The organism is Binatus sp. (SeqCode) (assembly GCF_036522015.1).
Classification (GTDB): domain Bacteria; phylum Desulfobacterota; class Binatia; order Binatales; family Binataceae; genus Binatus.
Genome location: NZ_DATDGQ010000183.1, coordinates 1 through 8,252, shown reverse-complemented (window position 1 = coordinate 8,252; position 8,252 = coordinate 1). Strand labels below are relative to the sequence as shown.

Below are 8,252 nucleotides of genomic sequence, written 5' to 3'. Positions count from 1 at the left end.
GTTGCAGGCGCAGAAAAAAAGAACCGGCGCGGAGGCCGGCGCTACGGTCGAGAGTGGCGAGCGCGGAGGCCCGCCCCACCATTCGCTATTTCTTTCCTTTGGAGTTCAGCTTGACTGCAGCGCGGATTATCTGCTTGAAGGCAGATTCATTTATCTTGTCGCCTTCATGCAGATCGATTGCGCGCCTTGCGTTCCCATCCAGGCTGGAATTGAAGATGCCCTCCGGGTCTTTGATTGCAGTGCCCTTCGCGAAAGTGAGCTTCACGTGAGTCTTGTAAGACTCGCCCGTGCATACGATCCCGCTGTCAGACCAGACCGGAACTCCCCAGGGATTGGTGGGTTTCCTCCACTTCAATTCTTCCGTTATCCCCGGGTCTGCCTCCTTGATGAGCTTGCAGACACGGGCAAGCGTCTCACCGCGCCAGCCGCCTAGCTCTGCGATTCTCTCGGTGATGAGCTGAGATGGCGATTTGCTCTGACTAATGTCGGGTTTCTTCATCTAAAACGATCGAGTGTAACCGAAATAAAACGTGCGATCGCAGAGACACTAAAGTTAGATGTTCCGCGCAATCGAGAAATCACTGCTGCGCGCCAAGGCTTGGTTAGGTTGGCTACCTCAACCGAGGATACAACCGCGTCGGATTCTCGTGCAGGATTTTTTTCGGCACGCTCGCTGCGAACTCCTTGCGTCCCGCCGTCAGGCTCACCGTATGCGGGAATCGGCCGTCGAAGTGCGGGTAGTCCGACGCATACAAGATGTGCTCGGCGCCGACGGATTCGACTACGAACGGCAGCGTCTCCTCGTCGGGATCGCACGAAATAAAAAAGTTCTCGCTGCGAATCACGTCGGACGGCTTGCGATGCAGAAACGGCACGTACTCCGGCATCAATTCGTAATGCTCGTCGAGCCGCTCCATCCAGAACGGCAGCCATCCCACACCCGCCTCGAGAAACGCAACGCGCAATTTCGGGAAAATGTCGAGCACGCCGCCGCCGACGAGTGCCGCAATCCCGCGCATCACCTCGAACGGATTCGTCGCCGAATGCTGGATGAACAGATTGTTGCCCATCTCGAACGTGCCCATCCCGTACGGCGGGCGCGCCGTGCCGCCATGAAAGCACGCGGGCAGGTCGGTCTTGACGCACGCCTTCCAAATCGGATGGAACGCGGGATGGTCGAGCAGCTTGTCCTCCATGTGCGCCGACAGGTAGATGCCGACGCACCACGGCTCGTTCGCGACGCGCCGGATTTCCTCGGCCGCCCGCTCGGGCGCGCGCATCGGCACAATCGCAACGCCCTTCAGGCGCGCGGGATAGGCCGCGCAGTAGTCGGCGAGCCATCGATGGTACGCGCGAATCATCGCGACTTCGAAATCGACACTCATAAGCGCGCAGAAGCTCGAGACAACCGTCGCGAACAGCACCGCGACGTCGATCCCCTCGCGCTCCATATCCTTGATGCGCACGTGAGGGTCGAATCCGCCGCGCATGTCGGGCTTCTCGCCGTGCGGTTTGCGTCCGGTTCGCGTCAGCGGCTTATCAGGCGCCGCGATACCGAGCGGCCTCCCGGTGTTCAACTGATGGAAGTAGCCGAAGAAATATTTCGACGCCCGCGTTGACGCCACCTTCTTCAGATCGTCGAGATCGGGCTTGAACTTCTTATCGAGGTATTCGTCATAGAGCTCGTTCGGCTCCATCACATGCCCGTCAGCGTCGATTACTTTGCTGCCGTTGAACATTTGATCCACTTATCGCATCGCCCACGCCAAACTCAAGCAGCCGGTTTCACGTATGATTCGCGTCAGCCCATATAGCACCCTGCAATCGCGACGCTATAAAATGCGCGGTTGGAGAGTCGTATCGCGCATGAACGTCAGGGAGAAAGAGGCGCTGCAGATCGTTCGCAGTCTGGTCGATTCCGGCTTTCGCGCCGTATTCGCCGGCGGATGTGTGCGCGATCGAATCCTCGGCGTCGAGCCCAAGGACTACGACATCGCGACCGACGCGCGTCCCGAAGTCGTGCAGAAAATGTTCGACCGCACCGTCGCGGTTGGTGCGAAGTTCGGCGTAATCGGCGTGGTGCTCGACCACGACAAACCCATCGAGGTCGCGACCTTCCGCGCCGACGCCGAATACACGGACGGACGCCGGCCTTCGTCGGTGCGCTTCGGCGCGATCGAGGAGGATGCGATCCGTCGCGATTTCACCATCAATGGGATGTTCTACGATCCGCTCGCCGAGCACTTAATCGATCTGGTCGGCGGGATGCGCGATCTGCGCGATGGAGTCCTCCGCGCGATCGGAAATCCTGCCGAGCGTTTCGAGGAGGATCATCTGCGCATCCTGCGCGCCGTGCGCTTCGCCGCGCGATTCAACTTCACGATCGAGCCCGCGACCTGGGACGCGATGAAACTCGCGGCGCCGAAGATTGTTGCAATCGCGGCCGAGCGAATCGGCGAAGAAATCGTGATGATGATGACCGAGGGCGCTGCCGCGCGCGCGATGGATCTGATGATGGACAGTGGCCTCATGCAGTTGTTGCTGCCGGAAGTCGTGCGCATGCGCGGATGTGCGCAGCCTGAAAATTTTCATCCCGAGGGCGACGTTTACACGCATACGCGGATTGGCGTCGCGATGCTGCCCGCAGGATGCACCGAGACCGTCGCATTCGGAATCCTGCTGCACGATATCGCCAAGCCGCAGTGTCGCGCGGTCACCGGCGACAAGGTCACTTTCTATGGGCATACCGATGATGGCGCCGTGATGGCGGCGAACATGCTCGCGCGGCTGAAGCGCTCGCGCGCGGTGCAGGAGCGCGTCGCGTACCTGGTGAAGAATCATCTGAAGCTGTGCATGGCGCCGCGGATGCGTCCGGCGACGCTCAAGCGGATGCTCGGGGAGGATGGCTTCGGCGAATTGATGGACGTGGCGTTCATGGACGCGATGGCGTCGAGCTCGTACCTCGGCTACTGGCATTTCTGCAAACGTGCAATGTCGACAATGACGCCGACCGAAATTCGTCCGCCGCGTTTGATTGGCGGCGAGGACTTGAAGCAGCTCGGCTTCACGCCGGGTCCGCGCTTCAAGGAAATTTTAAAGGACGTCGAGGACCATCAACTCGACGGCGCGCTCGAAACCCGCGAAGCCGCGCTCGAATACGTGCGCGCGCATTACGCCGCATAGTTGCTCCGCGCCAACGCCATAACCAAGCGCTTCGGCCGCACTCTCGCGCTCGACGGCGTCGATTTCGAGGCGCGTCCAGGCGAGATTCACGCGCTGGTCGGCGAGAACGGCGCCGGCAAGACCACCCTGATGAATGTGCTGGCTGGCTCACTCGCGCCCGATAATGGCCAGGCGCTGCTCGACGAACGTCCGCTTCAGGCAGGCTCGCCGCGCGCCGCCCTGACGGCAGGAATCGCGGCGGTGCATCAGAGCCCGATGCTGTTCGAGCGGATGACGTGGGAGGAGAATCTCGCACTCGGCGGCTTCGACACCGGCGCTGAATTGTTAGACCTCGCGGCGGTCGCGGCGCGGGCGCGCGCGCTTGCGGCGAAACTTGGGTTCGACTTGCCGCCTGCCGGCGCCACCGTCGAGAATCGTTCGGTGGCCGAGCGCGTCCGGCTCGAAGTGCTGCGCGCGCTCAGCTTCAATCCGCGCGTGCTGATTCTCGACGAGCCGACCAGCGTGCTCGCGCCTTCGGAACTGGCAGCGTTCCTCGACTTGCTGCGCAATCTTCGCGGCGAAGGCCGAATCGTCGTGCTGATCACGCACAAGCTCTCCGAGGCGATCGCGGTCGCCGATCGAATTACCGTACTGCGCCGCGGCCGCGTCGTAGCTCGCACGATTCCCGCCGAGACCAGCGAGGAAAAACTGGCCGGGCTGATGATTGGCGAAATCGTCATCCAGCCCGACGCCTCGGCCATGCAGTTGGGCCCGGGCGAGCCCGTGTTGCAAGTCGAAAATCTGACTCTCGACGATCACACCCGGCGCCGGATTCTCGACCGGCTTTCGTTGCGCGTCGCCGCCGGTGAGATCGTGGGTATCGCCGGCGTTGACGGTAACGGACAGACCGAACTGGTCGAGTTGCTCGCCGGTGTGCGCAAGCCAGGCGGCGGGAAGATAACTTCAATCGGCGCGATGGCGGTGATACCGCAGAATCGCGACCTCGACGGACTGATCCTCGACATGCGGCTGTGGGAAAACCTGATTCTCGCGCGTCCGCTCCGGGAGCAGGTGACGTCGCGCGGGTGGCTGAACACTTCGCGCGCGATCGATCTATCGCGTGAGCTGATCGAGCGTTTTCGGATTCGTGCACCCGGTCCTGAAGCGATCGCGGGCGCGCTGTCGGGCGGGAATCGGCAGCGGCTGGAAGTGGCGCGCGCGATCGCATCGCAGCCGCGGGTGATCGTCGCGCACAATATCTGCCGCGGCCTCGACCTCGCTGCGACTGCGGAAGTGCATCGCAGGATTCTCGACTTCGCTGCCGACGGAGGCGCGGTGCTCCTGATTTCGAGCGACCTGGACGAGTTGCTTGCGATATGCGGGCGGCTGCTGATCATCAGCGGCGGAACAGTCCGCGAGACAAATCCTGGCGAGCGCGATCCCGAGCGGCTGGGCCTGCTGATGGCCGGAGCGCGCGACTGATGCTGTCCTCGATTGCGAAACCATTCGCGGCGCTGGCGCTTGCAGCAGTGCTGATCTCGATCGTGCTGGCCGCGCTCGGTGCGTCTCCGTTCGGAGTGTTCGCCGCGCTTGGCGGAGGCGCATTCGGCAGTTGGTACGCCTGTGTAGATACGCTCGTGAAATCCACGCCGCTGATTTTCACTGGGCTGGCCGTCTCGATCGCGTTCTCGGGCGCGCTGTGGAATATCGGCGCCGACGGACAGCTTACGATTGGCGCAATCGCGGCCGCCGCGGTCGGTACGCATCTCGAGAATTTTCCGCATGCGATCGCAATCGTGATCGTGCTCGCCGCCGGTGCGCTAGGCGGCGCGATTTGGGGCGGCGTCGCAGGATGGCTGCGCGCGCGACGCGACGTTAACGAAGTGATCAGCACGATCATGCTCAACTTCGTCGCCGTGCAGATGCTCAGCTGGATGGTGCATGGCCCGCTGATGGAGCCGTCGCGCGCATATCCGACCAGCTCACCGATCGCATCCGCAGCCCAGCTCGAATTCTACTTCGCGCCGAGCCGCCTCAATCTCGGTATGCTGCTGGCGGTCGTGCTCGCGGTCGCCTGCTACTCGCTGTTGTTCAACACCAGCGCTGGATTCGAGCTGCGTGCGATGGGCCGCAACCGCCGCGCCGCGACGTTCTTCGGCATCCGGATTCCCGCGCTCACGGTTTGGGTGATGGCTTTGTCGGGCGCGCTCGCGGGACTTGGCGGCGCGGTGCAGGTGTCCGCGATTTCGCATCGACTGTACGAGAAGCTGTCGCCCGGATGGGGCTTCGAGGCGATCGCGGTTGCGCTGGTCGCGCGACTGAATCCGCTCGCAGTCATTCCCGCCGCGCTCCTATTCGGCGCGCTCGACAACGGCTCGCAGGCGATGCAGCGCACGCAGGGTATCTCGCCGGAGCTGGTGCAGGTTATCCAGGGCCTCGTGATCCTGATCATCCTCGCTTTCGATACGCCAGCATGGAACGGACTGCGCGAGAATATTTTCGGCGCGTCGAGTGATGATGCGGCCGCCGTGCCGCCGGTCGCGGAGATGCCCGATGCTTGAAGCGTTCCTCGTCTCGGTCATCACGATGGCAACGCCGATTCTGCTCGCCGCGTTGGGCGAACTGCTGGTCGAGGAAAGCGGCGTGGTCAATATCGGGATCGAAGGCGCGATGCTGTCGGGAGCATTCGCGGCGCTGACGATCGCGTATTTCAGTGGCAGCGCCGGCCTGGGGCTTATAGGCGCAATCGCGGCGGGCGTCGCGCTCAATGCGATCTTCGCGGTGCTGGTCGTGAATCTAGCCGTCAACCAGGTCGTCACTGGCACCGCGGTCAGCATCCTGGCGCTCGGCCTGACGGGAGTTTTCTATCGCCAGCTGTTCGGCGTGACCGGCAAGGCGTTCATGGTGGCGCCGATCGCAAAAATCCCGCTCGGTCCGCTCGCGCGAATCCCGCTGCTCGGCCCGGTGCTCTTCGATCACAACGCGCTGGTGTACGTCACCTTCCTGCTCGTGCCCGTTCTCTGGTACGTGATCTCGCGGACGCGCTACGGCCTTCGGCTGCGCGCATGCGGCGAGCGTCCCGAGGCGGCGGACGCGCTCGGCCTCGGCGTGATCGCAATCCGCTGGCAGGCGTTGCTCGTTTCGGGTGCGCTGACGGGCTTGGCGGGAGCGTTCCTGACGCTCGCGTATGCCAACACCTTCGTCGAGAACATCTCGGCCGGCCGCGGCTTTGTCGCGTTGTCGGTGGTGATCGTAGGCCGCTGGAATTCGTGGGGCCTCGCCGCCGCATCACTGCTATTCGGCGCCGCAATGGCGTTGCAATTCGGATTGCAGGCGCTCGGCACCGTCGTCCCATACCAACTGTTTCTCGCGCTGCCTTACGCGCTGACGCTCGTAGTACTGGCGGGCTTCGGCGGCCAGGCAGCGGCGCCAAGCGCGCTCGGAGAGCCCTATCGACGGCAATAGTCCCAGCCTGTTGTGGCGACGAATTTGGCCGACTATTTTGCATTTTTCAGTCAGTCTAACTATCTAATTTTTCGAGCTAATTTGCACTTATTCGTTTCTTGTTCGCCCCTGTATCACCGCTCTGTCGAGAGCGTCTAACTAGATAGAGGTACAGAGCAATGAAACGGAAAATATTGACAGGTCTAGCAGCTCTGTCGCTCCTCTTTTGCGTGGTTTCGACTCAGGGCTGCTACGACGTGGATTACCCCGGCTACGGTGGTGGCTACGGCGGATACCCGTCATACGCCTACGGACCGGCATACGGCTGGGGCCATCCATACTACGGCGGATATGGTTGGGGTCACGGATGGGATCATGATGGATGGAGTCATGGCGGACACGATGGATGGGGTCATGAAGGTCATGGTGGTGACGGCGGACATTCTTTCGCCCATTCAGGACACGGCGAAGGACACCATCGCGGCTGACCCAAGCGGGCGTCGAATTTCAGGCACAATCGTGTGACGTGAAATCTCACGCATAGTTGGCATGATGTGAATTCGATGCCGACTCCTCGCTCGCGTTAGAGAAAAGGTACAAAGCTATGAAGCGGAAGATCTTAACAAACCTGGCAGCCTTGACGCTCCTGGTTAGCGCGGTCTCGACCCACGGCTCCTACCGCGGTCCAGAATACGGTGGGTACTACGGACACGAATACTCGACATATGGGTACCCGACATATGGGTCAGGGCCGTCGATCGTCGGTCCGGCGTACGTCGGAAATCCGTGGGGCTACAGCTTTGACACGTACGGTTTCGACGGTTGGTCAGACTACGAGTTGCCGCCTCCCGCACCCAATCCAGTCGGACCTCCGAAAACGATTGAGATTCCGTCGGACCAAGGCAAATAACCTTTTGTAGGCATCGAATTTCACTTGCGCAATCATGTAATGTGAATTCGATGCCTACGCCTCTACTCGCACTTAGAGACTCGTCATTTCCGATGGCGGATTGCGCAGTCTGCGGCAAATCGGTGCTGACGTATGTCGCGCTCGACAACGAAAGCGCCGAACGTCGCATCTGCGTGCATTGCGACACGCCGATCGCCGAAAATCTCAAATGGGTATCGCCCGGCGAACTCGAGCAGGCAGGTTATTATTTTGGCCCGCCGCCCGCTGAAGGCGAAAAGACCGCGTGCAGCACTGGCTGCGGCAGTTGCAGCGTCAAGAAGTCCTGAGCGCGCCGGTCTGGCGCAGCGCTTCGTACACCACGATCGAGACTGCGTTGGAGAGATTCAGGCTGCGCACGCCCGCCTCGAAGATTGGTATCCGATAGGTTCGATCGGCTCTCTCCGCCAGGAATTCTTTGCCAAGGCCTGACGTCTCGCCGCCGAAGAACAGGAAATCGCCTCGCTTATAGTAAGCGTCGAGATAGGACGTCGGCCCGTGTGTCGAAAAGAATTTCGATTTCGCTCGCGGCGAATCGTGATGGTGCTCCGCGAACTGGTCCCATCCGTTGTAAGTCTGCAAATCCACCAGCGGCCAGTAATCCAGCCCCGCGCGCTTGAGGTAGCGATCTTCTAGCGAGAATCCCAGAGGACCTACCAGATGAAGCCGCGCTTTGATTGCCGCGGCGAGACGCGCGATC

The 8,252-nt window shown here is 61.6% G+C and carries 10 protein-coding genes; 7 read left to right on the top strand and 3 right to left on the bottom strand.

All coding sequences use genetic code 11. The features are described 5' to 3' along the window. Positions 1–85: 85 nt before the first annotated feature. Together VIW95_RS07740 and VIW95_RS07735 are read right to left on the bottom strand one after the other, a co-directional pair. Positions 86–499, bottom strand: coding sequence for a DUF1801 domain-containing protein (locus VIW95_RS07740; RefSeq protein WP_331585060.1), 414 nt, complete (start codon positions 497–499; stop codon positions 86–88). Positions 500–611: 112 nt separating this feature from the next. After that, a complete protein-coding gene (locus VIW95_RS07735) occupies positions 612–1,739 on the bottom strand; it encodes an amidohydrolase family protein (RefSeq protein WP_331585063.1) in 1,128 nt (375 codons plus the stop codon). A 127-nt stretch (positions 1,740–1,866) separates the two neighbouring features. Between VIW95_RS07735 and VIW95_RS07730 the strand changes: the two genes are divergently transcribed. From VIW95_RS07730 to VIW95_RS07700, 7 genes are all read left to right on the top strand, one after another. After that, positions 1,867–3,183 (top strand): CCA tRNA nucleotidyltransferase, encoded by a 1,317-nt coding sequence (locus tag VIW95_RS07730; RefSeq protein WP_331585058.1) that lies wholly within the window; start codon positions 1,867–1,869, stop codon positions 3,181–3,183. Continuing rightward, positions 3,184–4,644 carry an ABC transporter ATP-binding protein gene (locus tag VIW95_RS07725; protein ID WP_331585056.1) on the top strand — a complete coding sequence of 487 codons (1,461 nt, stop codon included), beginning with the start codon at positions 3,184–3,186 and terminating at the stop codon, positions 4,642–4,644. Continuing rightward, complete coding sequence (locus tag VIW95_RS07720; protein ID WP_331585054.1) at positions 4,644–5,723, top strand: ABC transporter permease; 1,080 nt, start codon at positions 4,644–4,646, stop codon at positions 5,721–5,723. The genes VIW95_RS07725 and VIW95_RS07720 overlap by 1 nt, the downstream gene beginning before the upstream one ends. Continuing rightward, the gene (locus VIW95_RS07715) at positions 5,716–6,627 is read left to right on the top strand and encodes an ABC transporter permease (protein WP_331585052.1); all 912 of its coding nucleotides are present in this window, start codon (positions 5,716–5,718) and stop codon (positions 6,625–6,627) included. The genes VIW95_RS07720 and VIW95_RS07715 overlap by 8 nt, the downstream gene beginning before the upstream one ends. Positions 6,628–6,785: 158 nt before the next feature. Then, on the top strand, positions 6,786–7,094 hold the full coding sequence (locus tag VIW95_RS07710; RefSeq protein WP_331585050.1) for a hypothetical protein: 309 nt from the start codon (positions 6,786–6,788) through the stop codon (positions 7,092–7,094). A 116-nt stretch (positions 7,095–7,210) separates the two neighbouring features. Further along, positions 7,211–7,516 (top strand): hypothetical protein, encoded by a 306-nt coding sequence (locus tag VIW95_RS07705; protein WP_331585048.1) that lies wholly within the window; start codon positions 7,211–7,213, stop codon positions 7,514–7,516. Positions 7,517–7,566: 50 nt separating this feature from the next. Further along, the gene (locus tag VIW95_RS07700) at positions 7,567–7,842 is read left to right on the top strand and encodes a hypothetical protein (protein WP_331585046.1); all 276 of its coding nucleotides are present in this window, start codon (positions 7,567–7,569) and stop codon (positions 7,840–7,842) included. On the opposite strand, the gene VIW95_RS07695 is transcribed toward VIW95_RS07700, so the two are convergent. Beyond that, complete coding sequence (locus VIW95_RS07695) at positions 7,829–8,251, bottom strand: tRNA (cytidine(34)-2'-O)-methyltransferase (RefSeq protein ID WP_349259303.1); 423 nt, start codon at positions 8,249–8,251, stop codon at positions 7,829–7,831. The genes VIW95_RS07700 and VIW95_RS07695 overlap by 14 nt on opposite strands. Position 8,252: the final 1 nt, after the last annotated feature.

What these genes read in the sequence shown, in the direction of transcription:
- VIW95_RS07715 (WP_331585052.1), top strand. Translation starts at nt 5,716, where the DNA reads ATGCTTGAAGCGTTCCTCGTCTCGGTCATCACGATGGCAACGCCGATT.
- VIW95_RS07710 (WP_331585050.1), top strand. Translation starts at nt 6,786, where the DNA reads ATGAAACGGAAAATATTGACAGGTCTAGCAGCTCTGTCGCTCCTCTTT.
- VIW95_RS07735 (WP_331585063.1), bottom strand. Translation starts at nt 1,739, where the DNA reads ATGTTCAACGGCAGCAAAGTAATCGACGCTGACGGGCATGTGATGGAG.
- VIW95_RS07705 (WP_331585048.1), top strand. Translation starts at nt 7,211, where the DNA reads ATGAAGCGGAAGATCTTAACAAACCTGGCAGCCTTGACGCTCCTGGTT.
- VIW95_RS07740 (WP_331585060.1), bottom strand. Translation starts at nt 499, where the DNA reads ATGAAGAAACCCGACATTAGTCAGAGCAAATCGCCATCTCAGCTCATC.
- VIW95_RS07720 (WP_331585054.1), top strand. Translation starts at nt 4,644, where the DNA reads ATGCTGTCCTCGATTGCGAAACCATTCGCGGCGCTGGCGCTTGCAGCA.
- VIW95_RS07730 (WP_331585058.1), top strand. Translation starts at nt 1,867, where the DNA reads ATGAACGTCAGGGAGAAAGAGGCGCTGCAGATCGTTCGCAGTCTGGTC.
- VIW95_RS07700 (WP_331585046.1), top strand. Translation starts at nt 7,567, where the DNA reads ATGCCTACGCCTCTACTCGCACTTAGAGACTCGTCATTTCCGATGGCG.